The sequence below is a fragment of the Nocardioides sp. NPDC006273 genome (genome assembly GCF_040613495.1).
In the GTDB taxonomy this organism is placed as follows: Bacteria; Actinomycetota; Actinomycetes; order Propionibacteriales; family Nocardioidaceae; genus Nocardioides.
Map to the genome: position 1 here is coordinate 1 of NZ_JBEXSD010000070.1, position 26,208 is coordinate 26,208.

21 protein-coding genes and 1 pseudogene are annotated in these 26,208 nt (G+C 69.4%); 5 read left to right on the forward strand and 17 right to left on the reverse strand.

What is annotated here, in order from left to right:
- A partial coding sequence (locus tag ABZZ22_RS23305; protein WP_354936672.1) for a LysR family transcriptional regulator occupies positions 1-349 on the reverse strand: 349 nt, incomplete at its 3' end.
- 71 nt (positions 350-420) lie between these two features.
- On the opposite strand from ABZZ22_RS23305, the gene gabT reads away from it, so the two are divergent.
- From gabT to ABZZ22_RS23320, 3 genes are all read left to right on the forward strand, one after another.
- The gene (gene gabT, locus ABZZ22_RS23310; RefSeq protein WP_354936615.1) at positions 421-1,758 is read left to right on the forward strand and encodes a 4-aminobutyrate--2-oxoglutarate transaminase; all 1,338 of its coding nucleotides are present in this window, start codon (positions 421-423) and stop codon (positions 1,756-1,758) included.
- A complete protein-coding gene (locus tag ABZZ22_RS23315) occupies positions 1,755-3,230 on the forward strand; it encodes an NAD-dependent succinate-semialdehyde dehydrogenase (protein WP_354936618.1) in 1,476 nt (491 codons plus the stop codon). The genes gabT and ABZZ22_RS23315 overlap by 4 nt, the downstream gene beginning before the upstream one ends.
- 170 nt (positions 3,231-3,400) lie before the next feature.
- Positions 3,401-6,853, forward strand: a complete 3,453-nt coding sequence (locus tag ABZZ22_RS23320; protein ID WP_354936621.1) for an indolepyruvate ferredoxin oxidoreductase family protein — start codon at positions 3,401-3,403, stop codon at positions 6,851-6,853.
- A gap of 6 nt (positions 6,854-6,859) precedes the next feature.
- On the opposite strand, the gene ABZZ22_RS23325 is transcribed toward ABZZ22_RS23320, so the two are convergent.
- The 3 genes from ABZZ22_RS23325 to ABZZ22_RS23335 all read right to left on the reverse strand — a co-directional run bounded on the left by ABZZ22_RS23325 (position 6,860) and on the right by ABZZ22_RS23335 (position 10,788).
- The gene (locus tag ABZZ22_RS23325) at positions 6,860-7,393 is read right to left on the reverse strand and encodes a hypothetical protein (protein ID WP_354936624.1); all 534 of its coding nucleotides are present in this window, start codon (positions 7,391-7,393) and stop codon (positions 6,860-6,862) included.
- A gap of 102 nt (positions 7,394-7,495) precedes the next feature.
- Positions 7,496-9,619, reverse strand: coding sequence for an acetate--CoA ligase family protein (locus ABZZ22_RS23330; protein ID WP_354936627.1), 2,124 nt, complete (start codon positions 9,617-9,619; stop codon positions 7,496-7,498).
- Positions 9,616-10,788 (reverse strand): acyl-CoA dehydrogenase family protein, encoded by a 1,173-nt coding sequence (locus ABZZ22_RS23335; RefSeq protein ID WP_354936630.1) that lies wholly within the window; start codon positions 10,786-10,788, stop codon positions 9,616-9,618. Before ABZZ22_RS23335 ends, ABZZ22_RS23330 begins: the two co-directional genes overlap by 4 nt.
- 140 nt (positions 10,789-10,928) lie before the next feature.
- Here ABZZ22_RS23335 and ABZZ22_RS23340 point away from each other — a divergent pair, with 140 nt between their 5' ends.
- Positions 10,929-11,573, forward strand: coding sequence for a TetR/AcrR family transcriptional regulator (locus ABZZ22_RS23340; protein WP_354936633.1), 645 nt, complete (start codon positions 10,929-10,931; stop codon positions 11,571-11,573).
- A 39-nt stretch (positions 11,574-11,612) separates the two neighbouring features.
- On the opposite strand, the gene ABZZ22_RS23345 is transcribed toward ABZZ22_RS23340, so the two are convergent.
- The 10 genes from ABZZ22_RS23345 to ABZZ22_RS23390 all read right to left on the reverse strand — a co-directional run bounded on the left by ABZZ22_RS23345 (position 11,613) and on the right by ABZZ22_RS23390 (position 21,453).
- Complete coding sequence (locus ABZZ22_RS23345; protein ID WP_354936636.1) at positions 11,613-12,473, reverse strand: MaoC/PaaZ C-terminal domain-containing protein; 861 nt, start codon at positions 12,471-12,473, stop codon at positions 11,613-11,615.
- On the reverse strand, positions 12,470-13,384 hold the full coding sequence (locus tag ABZZ22_RS23350) for an SDR family oxidoreductase (RefSeq protein ID WP_354936639.1): 915 nt from the start codon (positions 13,382-13,384) through the stop codon (positions 12,470-12,472). Before ABZZ22_RS23350 ends, ABZZ22_RS23345 begins: the two co-directional genes overlap by 4 nt.
- Positions 13,385-13,409: 25 nt before the next feature.
- Entirely contained in the window at positions 13,410-14,552 is a 1,143-nt protein-coding gene (locus ABZZ22_RS23355; RefSeq protein ID WP_354936642.1) for a thiolase, read from the reverse strand.
- Complete coding sequence (locus ABZZ22_RS23360; RefSeq protein WP_354936645.1) at positions 14,549-14,995, reverse strand: Zn-ribbon domain-containing OB-fold protein; 447 nt, start codon at positions 14,993-14,995, stop codon at positions 14,549-14,551. The genes ABZZ22_RS23355 and ABZZ22_RS23360 overlap by 4 nt, the downstream gene beginning before the upstream one ends.
- The gene (locus ABZZ22_RS23365) at positions 14,992-15,888 is read right to left on the reverse strand and encodes an MBL fold metallo-hydrolase (protein WP_354936648.1); all 897 of its coding nucleotides are present in this window, start codon (positions 15,886-15,888) and stop codon (positions 14,992-14,994) included. Before ABZZ22_RS23365 ends, ABZZ22_RS23360 begins: the two co-directional genes overlap by 4 nt.
- Complete coding sequence (locus ABZZ22_RS23370) at positions 15,885-17,531, reverse strand: ABC transporter substrate-binding protein (RefSeq protein WP_354936651.1); 1,647 nt, start codon at positions 17,529-17,531, stop codon at positions 15,885-15,887. Before ABZZ22_RS23370 ends, ABZZ22_RS23365 begins: the two co-directional genes overlap by 4 nt.
- Positions 17,532-17,555: 24 nt before the next feature.
- Positions 17,556-18,443, reverse strand: coding sequence for an ABC transporter permease (locus ABZZ22_RS23375; RefSeq protein WP_354936654.1), 888 nt, complete (start codon positions 18,441-18,443; stop codon positions 17,556-17,558).
- A 79-nt stretch (positions 18,444-18,522) separates the two neighbouring features.
- On the reverse strand, positions 18,523-19,485 hold the full coding sequence (locus tag ABZZ22_RS23380; protein ID WP_354936657.1) for an ABC transporter permease: 963 nt from the start codon (positions 19,483-19,485) through the stop codon (positions 18,523-18,525).
- A 4-nt stretch (positions 19,486-19,489) separates the two neighbouring features.
- On the reverse strand, positions 19,490-20,491 hold the full coding sequence (locus tag ABZZ22_RS23385; protein WP_354936660.1) for an ABC transporter ATP-binding protein: 1,002 nt from the start codon (positions 20,489-20,491) through the stop codon (positions 19,490-19,492).
- The gene (locus tag ABZZ22_RS23390) at positions 20,488-21,453 is read right to left on the reverse strand and encodes an ABC transporter ATP-binding protein (RefSeq protein ID WP_354936663.1); all 966 of its coding nucleotides are present in this window, start codon (positions 21,451-21,453) and stop codon (positions 20,488-20,490) included. The genes ABZZ22_RS23385 and ABZZ22_RS23390 overlap by 4 nt, the downstream gene beginning before the upstream one ends.
- A 282-nt stretch (positions 21,454-21,735) precedes the next feature.
- Between ABZZ22_RS23390 and ABZZ22_RS23395 the strand changes: the two are divergent.
- Positions 21,736-23,154 (forward strand): annotated as a pseudogene (locus ABZZ22_RS23395) (MFS transporter); the annotation flags it as partial.
- Between the two features lie 6 nt (positions 23,155-23,160).
- On the opposite strand, the gene ABZZ22_RS23400 reads toward ABZZ22_RS23395, so the two are convergent.
- From ABZZ22_RS23400 to ABZZ22_RS23410, 3 genes are all read right to left on the reverse strand, one after another.
- Positions 23,161-24,000: a bile acid:sodium symporter family protein gene (locus tag ABZZ22_RS23400; RefSeq protein ID WP_354936674.1), complete on the reverse strand. Its 840-nt coding sequence runs from the start codon at positions 23,998-24,000 to the stop codon at positions 23,161-23,163.
- A gap of 237 nt (positions 24,001-24,237) precedes the next feature.
- Complete coding sequence (locus tag ABZZ22_RS23405) at positions 24,238-24,573, reverse strand: DUF1048 domain-containing protein (protein WP_354936666.1); 336 nt, start codon at positions 24,571-24,573, stop codon at positions 24,238-24,240.
- A gap of 121 nt (positions 24,574-24,694) precedes the next feature.
- On the reverse strand, positions 24,695-25,990 hold the full coding sequence (locus tag ABZZ22_RS23410) for a DUF222 domain-containing protein (protein WP_354936669.1): 1,296 nt from the start codon (positions 25,988-25,990) through the stop codon (positions 24,695-24,697).
- Positions 25,991-26,208: the final 218 nt, after the last annotated feature.

Genomic DNA, 26,208 nt, shown 5'->3' on the forward strand with positions numbered 1-26,208 from the left:
GTGCCGCCGAGGTGCCCTTCTCGACGCGGAGCTGCGCGCCGAGCGCCTTCTCGACGGGGGCGATGTCGAGCCCGTCGCACGGGTTGAACGTCTCCAGCACCTCGACGGCGCGTTGCAGCTCGTCGGCGTGCGCGAGCAGGTCGCGGGCGCGGGGGAGGAGATCCTCCGCCGTCCGGGTCAGGCGCAGCCGCCGTCCTTCCCTCGCGAACAACGGAACGCCCAGGTTCGCCTCGAGCTGGCGCAGCTGCCGCGACAGCACCGGCTGGGTCACGTGCAGCACCTCGGCGGCACGGGTCGCGGAGCCCGTGTCGGCGGTGGCGACGAAGTAGCGCAGCAGCCTCAGATCCATGCCCACGAGACATGATTGTAGTAGTCAAAAGGTCTTGGACGACATGTGTTGCGGAGGCCCATGCTGAACCCATGAACGAGTCCTCGACCCTCGAACAGTCCCGTCTCCTGCGTACGCCGCTTCCTGGTCCGCGCTCCCAGGAGCTCATGGCCCGCAAGGTCGCGGCCGTGAGCCAGGGCGTGGCCACGACCATGCCCGTCTTCGCCGCGCGCGCGGCCGGCGGGATCGTCGAGGACGTCGACGGCAATCGCTTCATCGACCTCGGCTCCGGCATCGCGGTGACCACCGTCGGATCCAGCGCGGCCAAGGTGGTCGACGCCGTCGCCGACCAGGTGGCCGCCTTCACCCACACCTGCTTCATGGTCACGCCCTACGAGGGCTACGTGGCCGTTGCCGAGCAGCTCGCCCGGCTCACCCCTGGGGACCACGAGAAGCGCACCGCCCTGTTCAACTCCGGCTCCGAGGCCGTCGAGAACGCGGTCAAGATCGCCCGCTCGTTCACCGGCAAGGACGCGGTCGTCGTCTTCGACCACGCCTACCACGGCCGCACCAACCTCACCATGGCGATGACGGCGAAGAACATGCCCTACAAGCACGGCTTCGGACCGTTCGCCGGCGAGGTCTACCGGGCGCCGATGTCCTACCCGTTCCGGGACGCCCCCGAGATCGACGGCAAGCTGGCGGCCGACCGGGCGACGTCGCAGATCGAGACGCAGGTCGGCGCCGAGAACCTCGCGGCTGTCGTGATCGAGCCGATCCAGGGCGAGGGCGGCTTCATCGTCCCGGCACCCGGTTTCCTCGCCGCGCTGGCGGAGTGGTGCGAGGCCAACGACGTTCTTTTCGTGGCCGACGAGGTGCAGTCCGGCTTCGGCCGCACCGGCACCTGGTTCGCGGTCGAGCACGACGACGTCGTCCCCGACCTGATCGTCAGCGCCAAGGGCATCGCCGGTGGTCTGCCGCTCTCCGCGGTGACCGGTCGCGCCGACGTCATGGATGCCGTCCACCCCAGCGGCCTGGGCGGCACCTACGGCGGCAACCCGCTCGCCTGCGCCGCCGCGCTGGCCGTGATCGAGACCATCGAGGCCGACGACCTGCTCACCCGGGCCCGCGAGATCGAGACGCGCCTGCTCGGAAGACTTCGCGACCTGCAGGCCGGCGACCCGCGCATCGGCGACGTACGCGGCCGGGGCGCGATGATCGCCGCCGAGTTCGTCGACCCCGCCACGGGCGACCCCGACGGTGCGACCGCCAAGGCCGTCGCCGCCTACGCCCACAGCCAGGGCGTCATCGCCCTGACCTGCGGCACCTGGGGCAACATCATCCGCTTCCTGCCTCCGCTGAGCATCTCCGACGAGCTGCTCGACGACGCCCTCGACGTACTCGCGACCGCACTGGAGGAGTCCAAGTGACCACGACCGCCGAGCCCATGAACACCCAGCCCAGCTACCTCGACGCTCTCGAGCCCGGCAGCGGCGTCCTCGTCGGTGGCCAGCGGCGGCCGGGTGCCGCCGGCGTCTTCGCGGTCGAGAACCCCGCCACCCGCGAGCACGTCGCCGACGTCGCCGACGGCACCACCGAGGACGCGACCGCCGCGGTCGACGCGGCCGCCGCGGCGCTGCCCGCATGGTCGGCGCTGCCGCCGCGGAACCGCAGCGACCTGCTCGGCCGGGTGCGTGAGCTGATGCTGCGCGACGCCGACGACCTCGCCGCCCTGATCGCGCTCGAGAACGGAAAGTCCCTCACCGACGCGCGCGGCGAGGTCGCCTACGCCGCCGAGTTCTTCCGCTGGTACGCCGAGGAGGCGGTGCGCCCGCACGGCGACTTCGGTCCCTCGCCGGCCGGTGGCACCCGCACCATCGTCACCCACAAGCCCGTGGGCGTGGCAGCTCTGGTGACGCCGTGGAACTTCCCGGCCGCGATGGCCACCCGCAAGATCGCCCCGGCGCTCGCCGCGGGTTGCACGGTCGTGCTCAAACCCGCCGCGGAGACGCCGCTGACGGCGCTCGCGGTCGCCCGGCTGATCGCCGAGGCCGGCGTTCCCGGCGGCGTCGTCAACGTGGTCCCCGGCCGGGACGCTGCCGGGATCGTCAGCACCTGGCTCACCGACCAGCGGGTCCGCAAGATCTCCTTCACCGGCTCGACCGGAGTCGGCCGCATCCTGCTGCGTCAAGCCGCGGACCGGGTCGTCAACACCTCGATGGAGCTCGGCGGCAACGCGCCGTTCGTGGTGACCTCGAGCGCCGACGTGGCGGCTGCCGTCGAGGGCGCGATGGTCGCCAAGTTCCGCAACGGGGGACAGGCCTGCACCGCCGCCAACCGGTTCTACGTGCACGCCGACGTGGCCGAGGAGTTCACCGCCCTGCTCGGCGCCGCCGTCGAGAAGCTTCGGGTCGGCCCCGCCGAGCAGGGCAGCGACATCGGCCCGCTCATCTCCGAGAAGGCGTACGCCACCGTCACCGGTCTCGTCGACGATGCCGTGGCCGCGGGGGCCGTGATCGCCCACCGCGCCGAGGTCCCCACCTCGGCGGGCTACTTCTACGCACCCACGGTCCTGACCGGCGTACCGGCGGACTCGGCGCTGCTGCGGGAGGAGATCTTCGGGCCGGTGGCCCCGATCGTGGTCTGGGACGACACCGAGGAGCTGTTGGCCGCGGTCAACGACACCGAGTTCGGCCTGGCGGCGTACGTCTACGGCGAGATGGGCGAGGCGCTGCACGTCGCCGAGCGGATCGATGCCGGGATGGTCGGCGTCAATCGCGGCCTGGTCTCCGACCCGTCGGCGCCGTTCGGCGGGGTCAAGCAGAGCGGCATCGGGCGCGAGGGCGCGCGGGCCGGGCTGGAGGAGTACCTGGAGACGCAGTACCTCAGCGTCGCCTGGTGAGTCGGGGGAGTCGTCTCGTGATTGGCATCACGCCGACTCCATCCCTGATGATGTGACTCAGACCACCTGCACACCATGCGGGTGGTCACTCGGGACTGCCTCACCCGGCGGTCCCGCAAACACTCCAGACGGACCACCAGTGCCGCCCGGCAGATTGAGGAGTCACCCTTATGACCGCAGTGTTCGAGCCCGGGACCTCGTTCGAGGCGTACGACCTGGCCGACCGATACCGTGTCGGAGCCGGCCCCGTGCTGCTGACCGGAATCCAGGCGATCGCGCGGATGCTCGTCGAGCAGCGCGCCCTGGACCAACGCCGCGGCATGCGGACCGGCACCTTCATCTCCGGCTACCCGGGCAGTCCGCTCGGCGGCCTCGACCAGCTGCTGCTGGGCCTGCCGAAGGAGATGGCCGACGCCGACATCACCGTCGTGCCCGGTCTCAACGAGGAGCTCGCCGCCACCGCCGTATGGGGCTCGCAGTCGGCGGTCACGCTCGACACCGAGCGCTACGACGGCGTGACCGGCGTCTGGTACGGCAAGGGTCCCGGCGTCGACCGCGCGCTGGACGCGATGCGTCACGCCAACATGTACGGCGCCCACCCCGCCGGCGGCATGCTGATGCTGGTCGGCGACGACCCGGCCGCGAAGTCGTCGACCGTGCCGGCCGTGAGCGAGCGCACCCTGGCGAGCCTCGGCATCCCGGTGCTCTTCCCGCGCAACGCCTCCGAGATCGTCGAGTACGGGATGGAGGGCATCGCCCTCTCCCGCGCCTCCGGCTGTGTGGTCGCGCTCAAGATCGTCGCCGACGTCGCCGACGGCGCCTGGGTGGTCAACCCGGAGATCGGAGTCATCGACCCGGTCATGCCGAAGACCGAGTGGCAGGGCGTCCCCTACACCTACGAGCCGACCAAGATCGAGCTCTTTCCCGACCGGATCGTCGGCGCCGAGGCGAAGCTCTACGGCCCCCGGATGAACGTCGTGAAGGCGTACGCCGCCGAGAACCGCCTCAACCGGATCGAGGTCAAGGCGCCGAACGCCAAGGTCGGCATCGTCGCCTCGGGCTCGTGCTACGACTCGATGCGACAGGGTCTGTTGGACCTCGGCCTCGACCACGACGCCCTGATGGCCGCCGGCATCCGGGTGCTGCGCCTGGGCATGATGTGGCCGGTCGAGCCGACCATCGTGTCGACGTTCGCCGACGGGCTCGAGGAGATCATCGTCGTCGAGGACAAGACCTCCTTCATCGAGCAGGGCATCCGCGAGATCCTCTACGGCGAGCCGTCCGCGCCCGTCATCGTCGGCAAGAAGGACCGCGCCGGGGTCCCGCTGGTGCCGCTGGACGGTGAGCTGACCGCCGGCCGCCTGCTCGCGCCGCTGCGTCGTTCGCTGAAGGGCCGCGCCGAGCTGAAGTCCGCCGGGCCGGCCCGGATCGACCTGCCGCTGCTCTCGACCTCGCGCACTCCGTACTTCTGCTCGGGCTGCCCGCACAACCGCTCCACCGCGCTGCCCGAGGGCTCGCTGGGTGGCGGCGGCATCGGCTGCCACACCCTGGTGACCGCCTCGCAGCGTGAGGACAGCGCGGTCGTCGGCATCACCCAGATGGGCGGCGAGGGCTCGCAGTGGATCGGGCAGGCGCCCTACAGCCACGCCGGCCACACCTTCCAGAACGTCGGTGACGGTACCTTCTTCCACTCCGCGCAGCTGGCCATCCAGGCGTGCGTCGCGGCGGACGTCAACATCACCTACAAGCTGCTGCACAACGACGTCGTCGCGATGACCGGTGCCCAGAAGCGGCAGGGTGAGGTCACGATGGCGCAGCTGACCCACAAGCTGATGAACGAGGGCGTCAAGGCGATCATCGTGGTCGCCGACGAGCCGAAGCGCTACCGCCGCAGCAGCTTCCCCGCGGGCGTACGCCTGTGGCACCGTGACCGGCTCGACGACGCCCAGCACGAGCTGCGCGAGATCGAGGGCGTGACCGTGCTGATCTACGACCAGCACTGCGCCGCCGACGCGCGCCGCCAGCGCAAGCGCGGCACCATCGAGGCCCGCAACACCAAGATCGTGATCAACGAGGCCGTCTGCGAGGGCTGTGGCGACTGCGGCGTGAAGTCCAACTGTCTCTCCGTGCAGCCGGTCGAGACCGAGCTGGGTCGTAAGACCCGCATCGACCAGACCTCGTGCAACACCGACTACACCTGTGTCGAGGGCGAGTGCCCCTCGTTCATGGCGGTCGAGACCGACCCGACGGTCAAGAAGGCGAAGAAGTCGACGCCGACGCCGCCCGAGGTGGCGGACCCGGGCTACGCCGACCTGGAGCGGACCTACGGCGTCTTCATGGCCGGCATCGGCGGCACCGGCATCGTCACCGTCAACCAGGTGCTCGCCACCGCGGCGCTGCGCGCCGGCTTCGGTGTGGAGTCGCTCGACCAGGTCGGGATGAGCCAGAAGGCCGGTCCGGTGACCGCTCACCTGCGGTTCGGTCCGGGCGCGATCGACCCCTCCAACCGGGTCACCCCGGGTTCGGCGGACGCGCTGCTCGGCTTCGACCTCCTCACCCTGGCCGAGGGCAAGAACCTCGCCTACGGCGACCCGGAGCGCACCCGCGCGGTCGTGTCGACCAGCAAGACGCCGACCGGGCCGATGGTCTATGACAAGGACATCGCCTACCCGGCCGACGACGAGCTGCTCACCCGCGTGAACGGGGCGACCTCCTCGCTGCGCGCCTTCGACGCGCTCACCGCCGCGGAGACGCTCTTCGGCAACACCGCCGCGGCCAACTTCCTGCTGGTCGGCGCCGCCTACCAGGCCGGCGCGCTCCCGATCCCCGCCGAGGCGATCGAGGAGGCCATCGGCATCAACGGTGTCGCCGTCAGCGCCAACGTGGCCGCCTTCCGCTGGGGCCGTGCGTCCGTGGCCGCGCCCGATGAGTACGCCTTGGTCACCGGCACGGCCACCGCGCCGGTCGAGGAGATCGTCGTGCCGGCTCTGGACGACGCGAAGCTCGACGGCGAGGTGCGCCGGCTCGTCGAGTTCCGTGCCCCGAAGCTCGTCGCCTTCCAGAACCAGGAGACCGCTCGCCGCTACGTCGAGCTCGTCGACCGGATCTGGAACGCCGAGCGTGCGGTGAGCGCCGAGACCCGCTTCTCCGAGGCGGTCGCCCGCTACCTGTTCAAGCTCACCGCCTACAAGGACGAGTACGAGGTCGCCCGGCTGCTCACCGCACCGGCCGCCTTGGACGGTGTCCGTGCCGAGGTCCAGGGCAAGATCAGCTTCAAGCTCTCCCCGCCGGTCTTCGGGGCGTTCCTGAAGGGCCGCAAGATGACCTTCGGTCCGCGCTCGCACTTCATGCTCCGCCTCCTGGCGACCATGAAGTTCCTCCGCGGCACGGTCCTCGACCCGTTCGGTCAGGCCCACGTACGCCGCACCGAGCGCGCCCTGCTCGCGCACTACTCGGCGCTGGTCACCGACCTCGCCGCGGACCTGACCGACGAGAACTACGCCCGGGCCGTCCGCCTGGCGGAGCTCCCGGACATGGTGCGGGGCTACGAGAGCGTGAAGATGCGCAACGTCGAGGCCTACCGTGAGGCGCTCGCCGCCGAGGGGATCGACCTCGCGATCTAGTCGGGACTAGAGCACGTTGTAGGTGCTCGTCGGCCCGTCGCCGACGCCGAACTCCTCTGCCAGCCTCGACGGCGCACCCGCGCTGTCGAGGCTGGCCTCCACCCGGCGGATGTTGCGGGCCGAGGGGTAGGCGAAGAAGGCCATCAGCGCCAGCGAGACGAGCGCGCCGACGACGTACGTCATCAGCTGGCCATCGGTGAGGGCGAAGGCCAGCGCGAGCGAGGCGATCGCGACGACCTCGCTGAGCACGAGCCGGAGGAACATCGAGGTCTGCTGCCTCTGCAGCCCCTCCCTCGTCGCCTGCTCGGGCGGCGTGCCCGGCGTGATGGGCAGGACCCGGAAGCCGATCGTCGAGCAGAGCACGAAGATCACGACCCCGGCCGCGACCTGCCCGCCGAGGACGTACGCCGACGGCAGCGTCAGGTCGGCCTCGGGAACGCTGAGGGCGACGACGACCCCAGCACCACCAGCATGGACATGAACGTGAGCGCCAGCATCCTGGCCGTACGCATCGGGGGTGTGGGCATCGGAGCTCCTCATCGGCCAACAGGTGAGGGGAAAACCTAGCGGACTCCGGCTGCCCGTCGCCGGACGGACACCGCGGCCCGAGGACTGTTCGTCTCTCGGGCCGCGGTGACGCGGTCAGGCGCGCCAGGTGATGAGCGCGTCGAGCGCCTCGATCCGCTCGCCGGAGACCAGCAGCGGGTTGACCTCGAGCGACTCGAGATCGTCGCCGAGCGCGACCGCGATCGCGCCGAGCCTCGCCACCACCCCGGCGAGCGCCTCCAGGTCGACCGGAGCCTGCCCGCGTGCGCCCCGCAGGACGGCGGCGCTGCGCAGGGACTCCAGCGCCTGCCGGGCATCGGTCGCCGAGATCGGCAGCAGCCGGAGCTGGGAGTCACCGAGGATCTCGACCCAGATTCCGCCCATGGCCACCGCCAGCGTGAGGCCCCAGGACGGATCGCGGACGACGCCGACGAGCAGCTCGGTGCCCCCCGATCGCATCGGCTGGACGATCGTGGTGGTGCCGTCGTGGCCCGCCTTCGCGAGGGAGTCGCCGATCCGGGTTGCCGCGGCGCGGACCGACTCCGCGTCCTGGAGGCCGAGCTCCACGCCGCCGAGGTCGCTCTTGTGCTCCAGGTCGTCGGCCGCCGCCTTGAGCACCACGGGGAAGCCGACCTCCTCGGCGAGACGAGCGGCCTCGTCGGGGGAGGTGGCGACCCGGGACGGCACCATCGGGATGCCGTTCGTGGCCAGGAACCCGGCGGCATGACGCTCGGTCCAGGTGCCGGCGCGGGCCGGCAGCCCGTCCGGCACCTCGACCTCGACCGAGACCGGCCTGTCCGTGCCCGCCCGATGGCGCCGGTAGGTCTCCGACCAGCGCACCGCGTGGCCCAGCGCGGTCATGCCGTGCTCGATGCCACCCGCGATCTGCGGATAGTCAGCCGCCTCCCGCAGGGCCCGCCCGGTCTCGCTCACGTCGACCAGGACGTTGCCCACGATCACCACCGGCTTCGGTGAGGACCTGATCACCCCGCCGGTATGGCGGTAGGTCTCCACCGCCAGGTCGAAGTCCGGCGTCACCCGGGGCATGTCCTGCAGCAGCATGATGACGTCGACACCAGGATCGGCAGCCACCACGCCGAGCGACTTCGCCATGAGCTGGCGGTCGAGCAGCACGTAGCCGGTGACGTCGAGCGGGTTGTTCGGTGTGGCGAACGGCGGCAGTACCCTCCGCAGCGCTGTCGTGGTCGCCTCGGCGAACTCCGGCAGCTCGAGCCCCTCGTCCTCGGCACGGTCGGAGATGATCTCGGAGGCGCCGCCCGAGGGGGTGACGACGCCGATCCGGTTGCCGGGGAGGGGACCGGTCTCGGCCAGCATGCCGGCGGTGACCATCAGGTCCTCCAACGAGCCCACGCGGATCACCCCGAGCTGGCGGAAGGCGGCGTCGACGGTCTTGTCGTCACCCACCAGTGCGCCGGTGTGAGCCTGAGCGGTCCGAGACGCCTTGACGCTTCGGCCGATCTTGAGTGCCACGATCGGTTTGCCCGCCGCCAGGGCCCGCCGGGCGATGTCGGCGAACTCCTCCGGGTGCCGGATGCTCTCGAGGAAGAGCGCGATCACCTTCGTCTTGGGGGAGTCGACCAGCGCGTTCATCACGTCGGTCACCGACATCACGGTCTCGTTGCCCATCGAGACCAGCAGCGAGATCCCGATGTTGCGTGCCTGGGCGAAGGCCAGCACGTTGCTGGCCAGCGCACCGCTCTGCAGCACGACTCCGACCGAACCGCCCAGGAGCGGCGGCGGGATCGGCAACCCGTAGGGGGTGATCGAGTCGGCCGCGTTGATGAACCCGTTCCCGTTGGGCCCGAGGACGATGAGGTCGTGCCGCCGGGCGAGGTCGGCGACCTCCTGCTCGCGGACCGTGCCCTCACCGCCGACCTCGCCGTAGCCGGCGGTGAGGATGACGTAGTTCCGGATGCCGCGGGCCGCGCCCTCCTCCAGGACACGCGGCACGACCTCGATCGGCGTCATGACGTAGGCCAGGTCGACGGGCCCGGGGATGTCGGTGAGGCTGCGGTGGGTCTCGACGCCGTGGACGACTGGCGTCTTGGGGTTCACCAGGTGCACGTCCCCGGCGAAGCCGTGCTGGAGAAGGTTGTTGTAGGTGCTCATGGACCAGCCCGACTTGTCGGTCGCCCCGACCAGGGCGACCGACTTCGGGCGGAAGAACTCCTGCAGTCGATCGGCGTCGAGCTCGCTCATGACAACGACGCTCCCACCTTGATGTGGCCCTTGAGCAGGTTTCGGGCGATCGTACGACGCTGGATCTCGTCGGTGCCCTCGAAGATGCGGAGCAGACGCAGCTCCCGGTACCAGCGCTCCAGGGGAAGCTCCTTGGTGTAGCCCATGCCACCGTGGATCTGGAGGACGCGGTCGACGACCCGGTTGGCCATGTTGGTGCCGTAGAGCTTCGCGATGGACGAGGTGTGCCGGGCGTCCATCTTGTTCTCGACCTGCCAGGCGGCGTGCAGGGTCAGCCAGCGGGCGGCCTCCAGCTCGACGGCGCTGTCGGCGATGTGACCCTGGATGAACTGGTAGTTGGCGATCGGCTGACCCATCGACTGCCGGTTGTTGGCGTGCTCGATGGCCATCTCGAGCATGCGCTCGGCGGCACCGATGGCGCCGGCCGGGATCATGAAGCGGCCGTTGCCGATCCACTGCATCGCCAGCTCGAAGCCCTTGCCCTCCTCGCCGAGGATGTGGTCGTTCGGGACCCGGACGTCCTGGAAGCTCAACGCACCCGGGCCCCACTCGCCCATGGTCGGGATGGGCGTGGACTCCCAGCCCATCGCCCGATCGACCAGGAAGCAGGTGACGCCGCCGTCGGCGCCCTTCGCGGGGTCGGTGACGGCGAAGACCATGACGAAGTCGGCCTCGTTGCCGTTGGTGATGAAGGTCTTCTCGCCGTTGATCACCCAGTCGTCGCCGTCCCGGACCGCCTTGGTCCGGATGTTGCGGGCGTCGGAGCCGGCGCCGGGCTCGGTGATGGCGAAGCAGCTTCGGCGCTCACCCTCGATGGTGGGGATGAGGTACTCCTGCTTCTGCGCCTCGGTGCCGGCGTAGAGGATGTTGTCCGCGCTGCCGCCGAAGCGGAACGGCACGAAGGTGCGGCCGGCCTCGCCCGCGATGATCGCCGACATCACTGCTCCCGCAGCCATCCCGCCGTACTCCTCGGGGGTGTTGATGCCCCAGTAGCCGTACTTGCGGGCCTTTGCCTGCAGGTCCTTGAGCTGGCCCGGCTCGAGGGCCGGCCGGCCGTTCCGCTCGTTGAGGAGAACCTGGTCCTCCAGTGGCATCACCTCTTTGGTGATGAACTGGCGAACCGCCTCCTTGACTGCTCGATGCTCTTCTCCCAGCGCGAAGTCGATCATTGTCCGCTCCTTCGGTTAGAGTGAGTTTCTAGAATCGTTTTCTAGAATGGACTATGAGAAGCGTCACGCAGTCGCGGTTCGTCGTCAAGAGGAATTGCGCATATTCTGAGAAGATCCCGCAGGACGACGAGGAGTGAACGATGTCGCTAGAGGTCGAACCACAGAGCCCCGGAGGGCGCCGTTGGGCCAGGACCGAGGAGACACGCCGTCAGCTCTTGGACGCTTCTCGGGAGGTCTTCGCCGAGAAGGGCTATGCGGTGGCCAGCGTCTCCGACGTCGTCGCCCGCGCGGACTCCAGCGTCGGCAGCGTCTACCACCACTTCGGCGGCAAGGAGCAGCTCTACCTCGCGCTGTGGGAGGAGTACGTCGGCAGGCTCGCCGCAGCCGCGGCCGCCAGCGTGGCGAAGCTCCGCAAGAGCGGGGTCGAGTCGCCGCTGGACCAGTTCGAGGCCGGGGCACTGGCCTACCTCGATGCAGTCTGGGAGGACCGCGAGCTGCTGCCGGTCTTCTACGCCGGCGACGGCCCTCCCGGGTTCGAGGTGATGCGCCGACGCCGCAACACCGAGTGGATCCGCCGCAACCTGCAGGTCCTCGGCCTCGGTGGCAGCGACGAGGACAAGCTGCTCGGTGCGATCCTGACCGCTCTCATCGGTGAGGCGGCCCGGATGACGGCCGGGTGCGACACGAAGCGCCAGGCCAGGCGGGTCTCCCGGCACGCGATCGCGCTGGCGCAGCGTCTCTTCGCCGGAGAGATCGCCGAGGCCGCGCCGCAGGACTCCGAGTAGGGCGCGGGTCTCGACAGGCTCGACCACCGGTGCCGACGATCAGCGCCAGGTGGCCAGGCCACGGTCGATGACCACGGTGCCGTCCTCCTTTCGGGTCTGGAAGGCGGTCGTGGTGTCGTCGACGCGCCACATCGCGACCTGAAGGGTCTCCCCGGGAAGGACCGGTGCGGAGAAGCGTCCGCTCATCGTCACCAGACTGTCCCCGTCGCCTTCGGCGATCGAGCGGACCAGCGCCCGGCCGGTCACCCCGTAGGTGCAGAGCCCGTGCAGGATGGGGCGTTCGAAGCCACCCCGCGCGGAGAAGCGTGGGTCCGAGTGGAGCGGGTTGCGGTCGCCGCTGAGGCGGTAGAGCAGCGCCTGGCCGGGCCAGGTCGGCATCGTCGCCAGCTCGTCGGGATCATGCTCCGGGATCGGCGAGGCCACCTTCGGTCCAGGGTCGCCGCCGAACCCGCCCTCACCCCGGATGAACACCGAGCTGCGGGTGGTCACGACGGGCTCGCCCGTCGCCGGGTCGACCGCCTCAGCCTGGCTCGTGACCAGGGCTCCTGACCCCTTGTCGTACATGCCGGTCACCCGGGAGGTGAGCGAGACGGTCCCCTCCGCGGTCAGGGGACGGTGCAGGACGACCTCCTGCTCGGCGTGGACCAGCATGGCGGGGTTGAAGTCGCCCATCCTTCGCCCGCCGCGTCTGGCGCCCCAGGTGACCATCACCCCGAAGGTGGGCAGCACCTTCTGCTCCGGGCACGCGTCGTCGCCGTGCTCGGTGGTGTAGGCCAGGTCGGTCAGCGGGTCGTCGTGCCCGGCGCCGACACCGAGGGCGTAGAGCAGCGTCTCGGCACTGGTCCAGGATCGCTCCTCGGGCTCGGAGCGTACGCCGACGACGGACTGGTCCAGACTCATGCTTCAGGGGTCCTTCCGCTGGTGAGCGAGTTCGCCCGGGCCTCCGCGATCATGCTGGGAAGCACCACGTCGAGCTCCTCGACGGTCCACGGCCCGTCCTTCTCCTCCGTCGGGCCGGCGACCCAGCCCTCGGCCACGCTCACGTGCCCGCCGCGTACGTTGAAGACGCGACCGGTCACCTCGCGCGCCGACGGCGAGGCCAGCCAGGCCACGACGGGGGAGACGTTCTCGGGCGCGCCCGGGTTCCACTCGCCCTCGGCCACCTGCGGCCGGTTGGGGTTGAGGTTCTCCGTCATCCGGGTCAGCGCCGCCGGGGCGATCGCGTTGACCGTGATGCCGTAGCGGCGCAGCTCCTGAGCGGCGATCACGGTCATCGCCGCGATGCCGGCCTTGGCGGCGCCGTAGTTGATCTGCCCGGGGTTGCCGTAGATGCCGGAGGACGAGGTGGTGTTGATGATCCGGGCGTCGACGTCCTCGCCCTTCTTGGAGAGCTCGCGCCAGTGCTGGGCGGCCACGCTCATCGGGGCGAAGGTGCCGCGGAGGTGGACCTTGACCACGGCGTCCCACTCGTCGATGGACATGTTGACCAGCATCCGGTCGCGCAGGATGCCGGCGTTGTTGACCAGGACGTCGACCTTGCCCCACTCGTTGAGGGCGTCCTGGAACAGCTTCTGCGCGCCTTCCGGGGCGCTGATGTCGCTGCCGTTGGCGATCGCCTCGCCGCCGAGAGCGCGTACCTCCTCGACCACCTGCTGGGCGGGGTCGTCGGCCTTGCCGGTGCCGTCGAGGCCGGCACCGAGGTCGTTGACCACGACCGCGGCTCCGCGCCGCGCGAACTCGAGGGCGTGGGCTCGGCCGAGTCCTCGCCCGGCGCCGGTGATGATGACGACCTGTCGGTCGGTGTCTGCCATGGGTCTGCTCCTTCGGGTGGTGGGGTCAGGGCTGGTTGGCGAGGATCAGGGTCGCCGCGCTCATGAACATGCCGCCGTTGCCGAGCACCAGGCTGGTGCTGACGTCGTCGACCTGCGCGGCGGCCTCGCCGCGCAGCTGGCGTACGGACTCCTGGATCGCGAACATCCCGTACATGCCGGTGTGGGTGTAGGACATGCCGCCGCCGTTGGTGTTCATGGGCAGCCGCCCGCCGGGCGAGGTGTGACCATCGGCGACGAACGCCCCCGACTCCCCGCGGCCGACGAAGCCCATGTCCTCCAGGCCGTAGAGGGGGACGTGCGCGAAGGCGTCGTAGATCATCAGGTGGTCGATGTCCGCCGTCGAGGTGCCGGACTCCTTGAACGCCGCCTGGCTGGACAGCGTGAACTGCTTGCAGCGGGTCATGTCCTCCATCTGCGAGATCAGCGGGGTGGTGGCCGCCTCGCCGGTGCCGAGGATGTGGACCAGCGGCTTGTCGCTGCCGTGCGCCTCGGCGAACTCGCGGGAGGCGACGACCAGCGCTCCACCGCCGTCGGTCACCAGGCAGCACATCAGCAGGGTGAACGGGTCGGCGATCATCTTGGCGCCGAGGACGTCCTCGACGGTGACCTCGTCCCGGAACATCGCCCGCGGGTTGCGGGCGGCCCAGCGCCGTTGCGCGACCGCGACCTCGGCGAGCTGCTCGAGGGTGTTGTCGGTCTCGTGCAGGAACCGGCGGGCGGGCACGGTGAAGCTGGTCGGCGGGCCGACGATCCCGTACGGCATCTCGAACTGCGCCATCACCGAGTCGTTTGCCCGCGGGTACGGCGGTGCGCCCACCCGGGACCGGCCGGACTCGCCGTGGGTGATCAGCACGACGTCGGCGTAGCCGGCCTTGATCGCCGCCGTCGCGTGACGTACGTGGAAGAGGAAGGAGGCGCCGCCGACGCCGGTGCCGTCGACGTAGGTCGGGGTGATCCCGAGAGCGTGCGAGACCTGGATCGGGCCGGGGACCGAGACCGACGCGATGCCGTCGACCTGGTCCTTGGTCAGGTTCGCGTCGGCGAGCGCCCGCCGGGCACCCTCGACGTGCAGCTCGAGGGTCGAGGTGGTGGGCAGCTTGCCGATGTCGGTCTCGGCCGCGCCCACGATGACGACGTCGCGGCTCATCGGACCTCCTCCTTCACCGGGGCGAAGACGGGCACGGCGGCGCCCGTACGCTGCTCGAAGCGGACCTCGACCGGCATGTCGAGCTCGAGCGTCTCCGGATCCGCGTCGACGAGGTTGGTCATCATCCGAGGGCCCTCCTCGAGCTCGACCACGGCGATCACCGTCGGGACCGGGAAGCCGGGAGCGGGGCGGTGGGAGACGACGTAGGTGTGGAGCAGGCCCCTGCCCGAGCAGGTGACCCACTCGAGATCGGTGGAGCCGCACTGTGGGCAGGACGAGCGCGGGTAGAAGAAGACCTGGTCGCACGGTCTGCACCTCGGCAGGTCGAGCCGGCCGGCGGCGGTGGCGTCCCAGTAGGGCTGGGTCTCCGGTGTCGCCCGGGGCGCGAACCGCGCCTCCGGAGACACCTCTGGGGTCGCCGCTCTCGTTGGGTGCTGGGTCATACGGTGCTGCCTTTCTCCCGCATCCGGACGGCGCGAGCGTCGAGGTAGTGGAGGATGGCCTCGACCGAGGCCCGGGCGGCCGGACGACGTTGGTCGTCGACCTTGGCGTAGACGTGATCGGTGATCTGCTCGCGGGCCACGCCGTCGGCGAGCAGCCCTGCGACCTGGTCGATCCGTCGCTGCCTGTCGGCGATCCGCGCGTGCAGGTAGGTGGTCGGCTCGCGCACCGCCGGCCCGTGGCCCGGAAGCAGGATCCAGTCGTCGTCGACCAGGTCGGCGATCCTGGCCATCGAGCCGAGGATGTCTGCGACGGTGCCGTCAGGGTGCGAGATGTAAGGGTTGAACCGGGCCAGCACGGTGTCGCCGGTGAGCATCACGCGACGGTCGCCGAGCGAGAAGCTGACGCCGTCGGAGGTGTGCCCGGGGGTGGAGAGGGTGCGGATCTCCGTACCCCGGCCCAGGTCGAGCCGGGTCCCGTCGGGGATGACCCCCTGCTGGACCCGTGGTCTGATCGCGGCCTGCCAGCGCTCGGCGACCGCACTGGCGGCCTGGGAGTGGTCGCCGTGATGGTGGCTGAGGAGGACCGTCTCGACGCGGGCACCCGCAGCGCGGACCACCTCGTCGATCCGGTCCAGGTGACCGGGGTCGGTCGGGCCGGGGTCGATGACCACGGCCCGTCCGTCCCCGACGACGATCCAGGTGTTGGTGCCCTCGTACGTCCAGTGGTTGGCGTTCGGCGCGAGCAGGAGGTGGACGCCGGCCGTGACCTCCACCGGCTCCCCGGGTCGCGGCGGCGCCTCGCCGACGTCCCACATCGCCTCGATGCGGCACGAGTCGTCCCGACGGTGCTCGTTCTGACTGTGCTCGTTCCAGAGGGGAGGGCCGCTGCTCACTCCTGCTCCATCCACATGTTCTGGAGCTCGCGGGAGGAGTAGTCCGGGTGCGGGTGGTAGTTGTGGACCTTGCCCGAGTAGAGCGTCTGGGTGTCATAGGCGTAGAGCGGCAGCGGGGTGGAGACGTTCTCCATGATGTAGCGCTCGATGTCCTGCAGCGCCTTCTCCCGCTCGGCCTCGTCGGTGATGATGCGCTGGGCGGCGACCATCTTGTCGAGCTCGGGGTCGTTGACCCGTGACCAGTTTCGGGTCCCGGTGCTGGCGTACTCCGAGGCGAGGTACTCGTCGGCCGTCAGCATGGGGGTCTGCAGGCCGTACATGATGTCGTACTTCGTCTCCGGCCAGGTCGAGCTGACGTAGGTGGCGTAGTCCTGCTGGTCGATGGTCAGCTTGATGCCGACCTTGCCCAGGTCCTCCTGGATCCACTGGGCCTCGCGCAGGATCGTCTCGCCGTAGCCGTCGGTGGCGACCAGCTCGGCCTCGAAGCCGTCCGGATACCCGGCCTCGGCCAGCAGCTCCTTGGCCTTCTCGGGGTCGTACTCCAACAGCTCGTCGACCTCGTCCTGGGGCAGCGAGCCGAACAGCGTCGGGGTGATCGGACCGGTGAGGCTCCCACCGGAGCGCAGAGCCTTGATCATCCCCTCCTTGTCGATGGCGTGCGCGACCGCGCGCCGGACCTCGAGCTTGCTGAAGGGCCCCTCCGCCGCGTTCATGAAGACCCGGGTCTGGGTGATGCCCTTCTCCGTACGCAGCTGGAGCCCGTCGATCTGGCTGAGGAGCTGCTCGACCTGGCGCTTCTCGGTGGAGAGCGAGGAGATCATGTCGAGCTTGCCGCTGCGCAGCGCGGCGATCTGTGCCTGGGCGTCGGGGAGCACGGTGGTCTGGATGCCGTCCAGGTGGGGGAGACCCTCGACGAAGTAGTCGGGGTTCTTCTCCATGACCCGCTCCTGGTCGCGCTTCCAGCTCTTCAGGACGAAGGGGCCGGTGCCGATGGCCTCCTCGGCGAAGCTGAACTCGCCCTTGGTGCCCTCGCAGGGGAGGATCGACATGAACGGGTTGGCCATGGTCTGGTCGAAGGCAGTGTTCGCCGAGGCGAGCGTGAAGACCACGGTGTACGGGTCGGGGGTCTCCAGCTTGGCCACGTTGGCGACCAGGCCGAGCTGATGCCCCGGCAGGCTCTTGATCCGGTCCACCGTGCACTTCACGTCGGCCGAGGTGAGCTCGCGACCGTTGACCGGCGGCTTGTCGTGGAACTTGACGCCCTGGCGGAGGTTGAAGGTCCAGGTCTTCAGGTCGTCCGACTTCGACCACTCCTCGGCCAGGTCGCCCTCGAGCTCGTTCGAGCCGTACTCGACGTCCTTGCCGGTCTTCGGTGCGACCAGCCGGCTGTAGACCGTGCCGACCGCGACGTGAGTCATGTAGGACGCCTCCTTGTGGATGTCCAGCGAAGGCGCGTCGGTGGTTGCCGCCGTGTGCAGGATGCCGCCGTCCTGGGGCGGCCCGGCATCCTCGACGATCTTGCCCTTCCCGGAGGTGTCTGCGCCCGTGCCGCAGGCGGCGGTGAGGGCGAGGCAGGCGGCGGCCACGGCCGCGCCGGCGGTCCGAACCGGTGATCTCTTGAGGCGAAGCATGGGGTTGGACATCACGGACTCCTTGGATGGGATGGGCTATCGGCGCTGTTTGGGGTCGAGGAAGTCACGCATGGCGTCACCGAGCAGGTTGAACGCCAGGACGGACACGGAGAGGATCAGGCCGGGAACGACGGTCATCCACGGAGCGATCTCGAGCTGGCTGCGGCCTTCGCTGAGCATCCGGCCCCACGACGGTGTGGGGGGAGGGGTGCCGATGCCCAGGAAGCTGAGCGCGGACTCGGCGATGAGGATGACGGCGAAGAGCAGCGAGCCCATGACGAAGAGCGGGGCCATCAGGTTGGGGAGCCCGTACCGGAGCAGGATCCGCGGGGTGCTGCAGCCGACCGAGCGGGCGGCCTCGACGTACGGCTCCTCGCGGATGCGGAGCATCTCGCCGCGGGCGACTCGGTTGATCGACGGGATCACCAGCAGGCTCAGGGCGATCACGGTGTTGCGTACGCTCGGGCCGAGCAGGGCGGCGACGAACAGCAGCAGCACGATCGAGGGGATCGCCATCAGCGCGTCCATGATGCGCTGCAGGACGGAGTCGATCCAGGTGCCGCCGAAGTAGCCCGAGACGACACCGATGACCAGCCCGATCACACCGCCGAGCGCGAGCGTGGAGACCGCGATCAGCAGCGAGGTCCGGGCGCCGTAGAGCGACCGGCTCAGGACGTCGCGGCCGAGCTCGTCGGTGCCGGCCAGATGGCCGCCGACCCCGGGAGCGGTCAGCAGGTTGACTCGGTCCTGGGCGAGCGGGTCGTACGGAGCGATCCAGGGCGCCAGGACGGCGACCACCACGAAGAGCGTGATCAGGAAGAGGGCGATGGCGCCGAGGGGCTGTTCTGTGGCGAACCGGGTCAGACCGCCCCGGGTCTTGGGGCGGCGAGTTGGACGCGCGGTCCCGGGGATGGCGATGCTCATGGCGCCACCTCCGTAGCGCAGGCGCCAGAATACGGACGTGGCGCCCTGAGGTGCTCGATGGTTGCTCGCTTGCGCTCGCTCATGCGGAGGCTCCTTCGTACCGGATCCGGGGGTCGATGACCGCGTAGAGCAGGTCGACCACGACGTTGACGAAGATGAAGATCGCGCCGTAGAAGATGACGCAGCCGAGGATGACCGGGTAGTCGCGCTGCCCGACCGCCTCGAAGATCAGGGATCCCATTCCCGGGATGGCGAAGATCCGCTCGAGGATGACGGTGCCGCCGAGGATGCTGCCGACCTGCAGGCCGAGCACGGTGAAGACCGGGATCATCGAGCTGCGGCCGGCGTGCTTGAGCACGACCACGCGCTCGGAGGCTCCGCGCGAGCGGATGGTCCGGATGAAGTTCGAGCCGAGCACCTCCAGCAGCGAGGACCGCAGCATCCGGGCGATGCTCGCCATCGTCGCGGCACCCAGGGCTATCGCCGGGAGCAGCATGTGGATGAGGTTCTGGCTGAGGTTCTCGGTCGGAGAGGCATAGACCAGAGGTGGGGACCAGCCGAACCACAGGGCCAGGAAGGTGATCAGCAGGAGCGCCAGCCAGAAGTTCGGCAGCGACATCCCGATCACCGCCAGGAAGCGCATGACGTTGTCGACGAGGCTGTGGTGGCGGATCGCCGAGATCAGGCCGAACGGCACGCCGAACAGGACGCCGAAGAGGATGGCCAGCAGGCCGAGCTCGAGGGTGGCGGGTAGGCGTTCGAGGATCTTGGTCGTGACGGGACGCCCGTCGTCGAACGAGGTGCCCAGGTCGCCTTGGACCAGCCCGCCCACGAAGTGGCCGAACTGGATCAGGACCGGATCGTCCAGACCGAGCTCGGCGGTCCGTTGGTCGATCTGGGCCTGGGTGACGCCCGGTGCGTCGGCCAGCTGGAGCCGGACGACGTCGCCGGGGATCAGGCGGATGATGAGGAAGACCAGGGTGGCGACCAGGGCGAGCACGAGCAGGCCGTAGGTCAGGCGTCGGCCGGCGTAGAGAAGCATGCGATCACCTCGCGGGAGTGGGGTCGAAGAGGTGGCAGGCGACGCTGCCGGCATCGCCCGGGGCGCCGATGGTCAGCAGCTCCGGCTCGTCGCGGTCACAGCCGTCGATGCTCTGGCCGCAGCGTGGGTGGAACCGGCAGCCCGAGGGCGGCCGTCGCGGGCTGGGGATCTCGCCGGCCAGCGGCGTACGCAGCTGATGATGGGCGTCGGGGGAGGGGATCGACGCCATCAGCGCCTGCGAGTAGGGATGCCTCGGTCGCTCGCTGATGTCGTCGGCGTGGGCGACCTCGGCGAGCTTGCCGAGGTACATCACACAGACGCGGTCGGAGATGTAGCGCACCACGTTGAGGTCGTGCGCGATGAAGAGGTACGAGAGCCCGAGCTCGCGCTGGACCTCCTTGAGCAGGTTGAGCACCTGCGCCTGGACGGAGACGTCGAGGGCGCTGACCGCCTCGTCGCAGACGATCAGGTCCGGGTCGGTCGAGAGCGCGCGAGCGATCCCGATGCGCTGAGCCTGGCCACCGGAGAACTGATGGGGGTAGCGCTCCAGGGCGTACGAGGGCAGCCCGACCAGGTCCAGCAGCTCCTTCGCGCGGCGGATGCGGCTGGCCTTGTCGCCCATGCCGTGGACGACCATGGGCTCGGTCAGCACCTGCGCGATGGTCATCCGTGGGTTGAACGAGCTGACCGGGTCCTGGAAGACGAGCTGCATTCGCTTGCGAAGCTGGGTCAGCCGGCTCTTCGACAGTGCGGCGATGTCTTGGCCGTCGAAGATGACAGAGCCGCTGGTCGGCTCGATCAGCCGAAGGATCAGGCGACCGAGCGTCGACTTGCCCGAGCCCGACTCTCCGACCAGACCGAGCGTCTCGCCGCGCTTGATGGTCAGGGAGACGCCGTCGACGGCCCGTACCGGTGGCCGCTGGGGAGTGAAGAGTCCCTTTCCGTCGCCGAAGTGCTTGACTAGTCCGTGGGCCTCGACGAGAGGGGCCGCGTCGGGAACGATCACCGGGCCACCTCCGCCATCGGCTCGAGGACGCCGTGGTCCTCGTCGGGACGCCAGCAGCGGACCTGTCGCCCCTCGAGGGCGCGCAGCGGCTGGGGCTCTGCGCACTCGGGACCGGCCTCGGAGCAGCGGGTGGCGAAGCGGCAGCCGCTGGGCATCTCGTTGAGGGCGGGGACGGCGCCCGGGATCGCCGGCATCTCCCGGTCGCGCGGGGTGTCGCGTCGCGGGATCGCATCGAGCAAGGCCCGGGTGTAGGGGTGCTGAGGCCGGTCGAGGATCTCGTCGGCACTGCCCGCCTCGACGACCTGCCCGGCGTAGAAGACCACCACCCGGTCGGCCATCTCGGCGACCACGCCCATGTCGTGGGTGATGAGCATCAGCCCGACCCCGGTCCGATCCTGGAGGTCGCGGATCAGCGCGAGGACCTGCGCCTCGACGGTCACGTCGAGAGCAGTGGTCGGCTCGTCGGCGATGAGCAGGCGCGGGTCGCAGGCGAGCGCGCCCGCGATCATGACCCGCTGCCGCTGCCCGCCGGAGAGCTGGTGGGGATATGCCTTGACCTTGGCTTCGGGCTCAGGGATACCGACGAGATCGAGCAGCTCGACGGCGCGCTGGCGTGCTTGCCGCTTCGTGACGTCGTGGTGGATCCGATAGGCCTCGACGAGCTGATGGCCGATCGTGAAGAGCGGGTCGAGCGAGGTCATCGGGTCCTGGAAGATCACTGAGATCTCCTTGCCCCGGACGCTGCGCATCTCGCTGTTGGAAGCCCCGGTGATGTCCTTGCCGTTCCAGGTGATCCGTCCGCCGCTGACCCGGCCGTTGCCCAGCAGCCCGAGAACGGCGAGCGCTGTGACGCTCTTTCCTGAGCCGGACTCACCGACGACGGCGACGGTCTCGCCGGCGTCGATCGAGAGGTCGACGGCGTTCAGGGCCTCGACCGTGCCACCCCCGGTCCGAAACTCCACGTGAAGGTCCTCGATGCGCAGAAGCGGCTCATTCGCGGACCCAGTCGGTGCTCTCATATCGGACCCTCCCGTTCGTTCCGCGATCGGGTGCCGGTCGCGGATGCTGGTGGCTCAATCTAGAATCACGCTCTAGGATGGGATTCATCATTGGGTCGCCGAACGGGTGTGTCAAGGGTCACAATCCGGATATCGGACTTTCTTTCCAGGACGCCCTCGTTCGGCACCGATCGTGCCGGGGCGTACGACGCACGTGGCGCCGTGTTGCACGGCGCAGGAGGTTGAATGAGCGAGTCCCAACCCGCCGAGGTGACGGCCGCAGCGCGTTCCACCTTGATCGTGGTCTGCCTGGTCAGCGCGGTGATGGCGCTCAACGCCAGCTCGCTGAACGTCGCGCTGCCGACACTGAGCAGGGAGTTCGAGGCGAGCTCGACGGAGGGGAGCTGGCTGCTGCTGTCCTACATGGTCGCCAACACCGCCTGCCTGCTCCTCTTCGGCCGCCTCAGCGACGTCTGGGGGCAGCGGGGGCTCTATCTCGGCGGCTTGGTGATCTTCGCGCTGACCAGTCTGCTGGCCGGCTTCGCTCCGAACGTCGAGGTGCTCATCGGGCTCCGTGTGGTCTCCGCCATCGGTGGTGCGGTGCTCATCGGCAACGGCGCGACCCTCATCCATCAGGCCTTCCCGCGCGACTCCCTCGGGGGCGCCATGGGCCTGTACGCCGCCTCGTTCCCGACCGCCAACCTGATCGGGCCGACGCTCGGTGGCCTGATCGTCGACCACGTCGGGTGGCAGTGGGTGTTCTGGCTCAACGTGCCGGTCTGTCTGATCGCTCTGGCGGCTGGGCACCTGCTGCTGCCGCGGCCGGTGGTGGACAAGCGCGCCGTCGGCCTCGATCTTCCCGGCAACCTGGTGATCATGATCGGGATCGTCATGCTGACGATCGGGATCACGTCGTTGACGGATCTCGGCTGGCGCCATCCGCTGGTGATCGGCGGCATCGTGGGATCGTTTCTCCTGGTCCCGGTCCTGCTGCTCGTCGAGCGGCGGGCCGCTGCGCCGGTGGTCGACGTGGTGGTCATCCGCCGGGTGGGGAGGCTCTTTCTCGCCGGCTTCTTCACCGGCGCCGGAAGGTTCCCGCTGATCGTGCTCGCCAGTCTCTACTTCCAGAGCGTGGTCGGTGTCGCCCCTGGCACGGCCGGGATGATGCTGCTGCCGATGCCGGTCGGGATGATCCTCGCCTCGCTGACCCTCGGCCGGCTGTCCCGCCGCTGGACGGCGCACCAGATCATGTCCGGCGGGTCGGTGGTGGGCACGTGCGGCGTCGCCCTGGTGGCGCTCGCGATCCACCTCGAGCAGACCTGGCTGGTGATGGCGACCCTCGCGATCGTCGGGTTGGCGACCGGGCTGTTCATCGGGACCAACGCGACCGTCCTGCTGGAACGGGCCCCGGAGGACGCGCTCGGCGCCGTCAACGCCACGCGTCTGATGCTGCAGAACACCGGCAACGTGCTCAGTCTCGCCATCGCCCTCACGCTGCTCACCGCTCTGCTGCCGCCAGGGCTGGGGGAGGCGGTGCTCGCCGCGAACGTGCCGGACGGGAGTGTCGCCGTCGTCACCGCTGCCTTCACGATGGTCTGTCTCTTCCTCCTCGCGCTCGGCGCGGTCGGAGCCTGGTACTCCTTCCCGCGTCGATCGGCGCCGGAGCAGCCTTCATCGCCGGGTGGTCGCGTCGTACGGCGTGGCGGGCTGCGCGATGCGGGAGCGGGTGATGAGGAAGCCGAAGGCCGTGGCGAGGACGTACATCACGATGCTGTAGACCGCGGCCGGGATGGCGACGGTCGTGTTGTCGAGGACGCTCAGGGCGATCGTGAGGGCCACGGTGGTGTTGTGGATCCCGACCTCCATCGAGGTCGCGATCGCCTGCGCCTGGCCGAGCCTGAACACCCGAGCCCCGAGGTAGCCCAGGAAGAGGCTCGCGCAGCAGAACAGCGTCACGATCACGCCCACCTCCTGGAGGTAGCCGGCGATGTTGTCCCGCTCGCCGAGGATCGCGCCGACCGAGACCATGACCAGCACGACGATCGAGAAGATCCGGACCGGCTTGTCCGCCCGGGCGGCGAACGTCTCGGACCGGCTCCGCACGAGCATCCCGATGCCGACAGGAATGAGCACGATCGCGATGACCTGGACGACCTTGCCGAACTGCAGGCCCAGGGTGTCGCCGGCATCGAAGTAGACGATCGCGGCGTTGGTGATCAGCGGGATGGAGACTGCCGCGAGCACCGAGTTCACCGCAGTCAAGGTGACGTTGAGCGCGACGTCGCCGCGGAAGAGGTGGCTGAAGAGGTTGGCCGTGGTCCCGCCCGGCGAGGCGGCCAGCAGCATGATCCCGACGGCGATCAGCGGGTCCACGTCCGCGACGAGGATCAGCCCGAACGCGATCAGCGGCAGCACCAGGATCTGCAGGGTGAGCGCCACGATGACGGCTCGCGGGGTGCGTACGACCCGGCGGAAGTCTTTCGGGGTCAGGCTCAGGCCAAGCCCGAACATGATGATCGCCAACGCGATGGGGAGGCCGACCGAGAGCAGGGCCGAGTCGTTCACTTGTGTTCCTCCAGCATGCGGGGCCGCCGCTAGGGCAGCCTAAGAGACGTGCGTCACAGTGGACCACGCGGGAGCGGGGACCGACAGACTTATCGGCACATTTCGGCCCGAGACGAACGCATCCCCTGCCGCGAGCGGTCTTCTCGGCTCGGGCAGGGGATGTGAGGGTCAGCATCGCCGCGCTCAAGAGAGCTTGGCAAGGACCTTGTCGAGGGTCGCCTGCAGCTTCTCCTGATAGGCGTCGTGCTGCTCGGGCAGTCGGGCGTCGCAGAAGGCGGCCAGGTCGGTTCCGGTGACCTCGATGACGGGCCGTCCGGCGGCGGCTTCGGTCTCGAAGAGGTCGAGGACGTCGCGGAGGATGGCGACGATGTCCATCCCGTCGCCGGCGGTGAAGCGCCACATGTAGGTCTTCATCTTGCTGTAGACCGTGCGGTAATCGGCGGGAAGCTCGGCCGCGCGGGCCTCCATGAGCTTCCATTCCTTCTTGCCGGCGCTCATGCGGGTGAGGGCGTTGTTCATGTCGTGCTCCTTGGTTCGGTTTGTGTTTCCAGGTCCCGTTTGGGGCCGTGAAAGAAGCGTGCAGCCCTGACGCAGGGTCAAGGTCAAGCACCGATCCAAAGAAAGTTCTGGGCGCGCGGTGTCAGGCCGCGAGGTCGTGGTCGAGGAGCAGATCGCGCAGCACGAACTCTCCCCGCGACAGCGGCGGTGGGTCTGGTCGCCAAGTGTCGGGTGGCGGACTCACATAGGTGTGCCCGGTGGGCGTGATGGTGATGATGCTGCCGTCCGGTCCTGGTCTGGCCTGCCAGCCGAGGGCTTCCTTGGCCTGATTGCATCTCTCGCAGAGCCCTTGAAGGTTCGCGGCGCTGGTGGTGCCGCCGTCTGTGTGGCGTTCGACGTGGTCGACGTTCCGGATCGGGGCATCGCAGCCGTTGGTGCGGCAGATCCCGCCCTCGCGGATGGCGATGAACTCTGCGAGACCCTCGGGGGCTTTGCGGGAGCGGGACTCCATCGCGACTAACCGCCCGGCGGGGTCGGTGAACAGGCGGCGGACGAACACCTCGGCATCGGTGAGTGCTTCACGGACCCAAGCAGCAGGGACTGGTCCGTAGCCCTCGACCATGGCTGGCTGGTCGCTGACGTTGGCGAGAGAGTCGGCGGTCATCACGACCTTCACCTCGATCCGAGGCTTCGCATCCGTGGCGCTTCGTCCGGTGATGCGGTCGACGAGGGTGTCGGCCATGACCTGGCCACGGGTCCGCTCGTCCCCAGCCGCCTGGGCGGCCTTGGCGGCTTGGTCCAGTGCCGCGAATACGGCGACGCCGTCCTTGACCGGCAACAAGGCACCGAGCCAGGTCATGGTGTCCGGTGCCGGCCGCACGCTGACGCGGCGGTCTTTCTCCGCGTTCGCTGCCCGGGCCACGACGGATTCCTGGTCCAGGGTGATGGCGAGCTTCTTGGCGGCGTTCTCGAGCTGCCGCAACCCCATGGTCACCACGGCCGGCGGTTCGCCGTCCGGCCCGAGGGTGCAGAGCTGAAAGTCGATGACCCGGCGGTCCTCCAGCGAGAGGCAGGCGGTTTCGCGGGCGAGGATGGTGGCCTGCCATTGCGAGAACAACCCGGCTTTCATCAACGCGAAGGTGTGTGGCATCTCGGCGAGGAGGATCTTCGCCAGCCCGAGCAGTTTGGCGCCCTTGGCCGGTGAGACCCGCCGTGCCAACGCCACCTGCGAGGCGACGCCCTCGCCAAGTTTCCGGGCCGGAATCCCTGCCTCGGCCTGCCGCGTCCGGACGGCCTCGTCGAGGCGTACCGCTGCTTCTGCCTGCACGGCCTCAGCGGTGCACTTCACTTCTTCGAGCCGGCTGATCCAGTCGATCAGCTCACCCTCGGACGCACCCAGGGGTGGCCCGGCGAGGAGGCGGTCGACGGTCTCGTTCATGCGCCCAATTATATGCCAAACGGCACCACGGCGCTACCTGTTTGTGCTGGTCAGCACCGATTTATGCGGTCCGTGAACAAGTAACCTGATCCCCGCGCCACACCGTCGCCGCCGCCCCGATATTGGCGAAATCTTTCTCGATCAGGTGCCGGGTCAAGGACCGCGAAGCGGCCGGCGAAGCCGGCGGGCCGAAGGCCCGTCCTTGACTGTGAGGATCG